This is a genomic window from Alcanivorax sp. HI0083 (assembly GCF_001635175.1).
The window spans coordinates 1-2121 of sequence record NZ_LWFX01001370.1; the positions used below are offsets into that span (position 1 = coordinate 1).

The 2121-nt window shown below is 59.6% G+C and carries 1 protein-coding gene and 1 pseudogene; both read left to right on the forward strand.

Annotated elements, in window-relative coordinates; all coding sequences use genetic code 11:
• Positions 1-260: 260 nt before the first annotated feature.
• The gene (gene dnaJ, locus A3754_RS20690) at positions 261-1388 is read left to right on the forward strand and encodes a molecular chaperone DnaJ (RefSeq protein ID WP_063521194.1); all 1128 of its coding nucleotides are present in this window, start codon (positions 261-263) and stop codon (positions 1386-1388) included.
• Positions 1389-1562: 174 nt separating this feature from the next.
• Positions 1563-2121 (forward strand): annotated as a pseudogene (locus A3754_RS20695) (hypothetical protein); the annotation flags it as partial.

A 2121-nucleotide genomic window follows, 5' to 3' on the forward strand; every position in this document is an offset into this window, starting at 1 on the left:
CGTTGTCCGAAGTGTCCGCACCGCTGGCCGAGAAGATGTACGCCGAACAGGCGCAGCAGGCTGAAGGTGCTGCCGGCGCCGAAGGCGGCCAGCAGCAGGCAGGCGATGACGTGGTCGATGCCGAGTTCGAAGAAGTCGACGACGACAAGAAGAAGTAAGTAACGCCTGACGCCCGACGCCGGATGCTGAACGCAGTTGCCTTTCAAGGTTGTGCGTTTGGCCTCCGGCGTTCGGCGTCTGGCTAAGCCAAAGGCTTATCTATGTCTAAACGTGATTATTACGAAGTGCTGGGTGCGGCAAAGGATGCCAGCGCGCAGGATTTGAAGAAGGCTTATCGTCGCCTGGCGATGAAATACCATCCGGACCGTAACCCGGATGACGAAGAGGCCTTGGCCAAATTCAAGGAAGCGAAAGAAGCCTACGAAGTGCTGGCCGATGAGCAGAAGCGCGCGGCCTATGACCAGTTCGGCCATGCCGGCGTTAACGGTCAGGGTGGCGCCGGTGCTGGCGGCGGCTTCGGCGGCGGAGGCTTTGGTGACATCTTCGGCGATATTTTCGGCGACATCTTCGGTGGTGGTGGCGGTGGACGCCGTGGCCCTGCCCGTGGTGCAGACCTGCGCTATACGCTGGAGCTGACCCTGGAACAGGCGGTGCGCGGCTGCGATGAAAAAATCCGTATCCCCACCTGGGATAGCTGTGATGTCTGTCATGGCTCTGGCGCGAAAGAAGGCAGTCAGCCGGTAACGTGTACCACCTGTGGTGGCGTCGGCCAGGTACGGATGCAGCAGGGTTTCTTTACCGTGCAGCAGGCGTGTCCCACCTGTAAGGGTGAAGGCAAGATCATCAAGGATCCCTGTGGCAACTGCGGTGGCCAGGGCCGGGTGCAGAACACCAAGACCCTGTCGGTGAAAATTCCGGCGGGCGTGGATACCGGCGACCGCATTCGTCTGGCGGGTGAAGGTGAAGCCGGCATGCACGGCGCGCCGTCCGGTGACTTGTATGTGCAGGTCGCCGTGCGTGAGCACGACATCTTCCAGCGCGATGGTGACAACCTGTTCTGCGAAGTGCCGATCAGTTTTGTCGATGCCTCGCTCGGTGGTGAGCTGGATGTGCCCACCCTGAACGGCAAGGTGAAGCTGAAAGTGCCGGCGGAAACCCAGAGCGGAAAAGTCTTCCGCCTGCGTGGCAAGGGTGTGGCGCCGGTTCGTGGCGGTGCACCGGGTGACCTGCTTTGCAAGGTGGTCATCGAGACGCCGGTGAAGCTGTCCGGCGAGCAGAAAGAGTTGTTGCGCAAATTCCAGGAGTCCCTGGAAAGTGGCGGTAATCGTCACAACCCGCGCAAGAGCAGCTGGTTCGAGGGTGTTAAGCGGTTCTTCGATACCAAGTAAGCGTTTCTGCTCCGATAGGAAAAAGCCCGGCATGATTCTCATGTCGGGCTTTTTTGTGGTTGTGTGCCGCGCATGGCGGCTCTCAGTCAATAGTATGGAATTTGATCAGGTTCATTGCCGCTGTGAACAGCCTTGCGATATTGTGCATAAAAACAACAATAATCAGAGGCAATTATGAATTCACGGCGACTGGCGTGTGTGCTGGGGGCGTTGTTGTGCTGTGCACCCGTCTTTGCGGTGTGCGCACCGGTGGATCAGGCCCATGAGCGCGTCCGCGCTACCTTTTCCCAGAAGGCGCCGCTGGTGCCGAACCTGCCGGTATTGAATGCCGACTGGCAGCCTGCGCCTTTCGATCCGGCCCCTTATACCTTCACGGTGGAAGAAATCCGCGCTAACTGGGATCAGTTTATGCGTGGCTTGCGCTTGCCGTACCCCTCTGCCGACTACCTGCAAGCTCGCTATCAGCGCTTCCCGGATCTGTATCGGGATCTGCGCTATCAGGATGACGACTGGGAGCAGCATAGCCGCAATGTGCTGGAGGCCTGGCAGGCCTTCTTCCGTGGCGATTTCCGTCAGGCCCGGGATCTTGGGCATCGCTATGGAGGGTACGCCCGGGTGCCGGCGGTGGTGGCGCAGATTGTGTATGCCACCTATCTGGCGCCCACTCATGAGCAGAAGCAGCAGCTGTTGCAGGAGGCCATCAATGACATGGCCTGGTTCGGCGAGAAGATGG

Coding starts and splice junctions, on each gene's coding strand:
- dnaJ (WP_063521194.1), top strand. CDS start 261: ATGTCTAAACGTGATTATTACGAAGTGCTGGGTGCGGCAAAGGATGCC.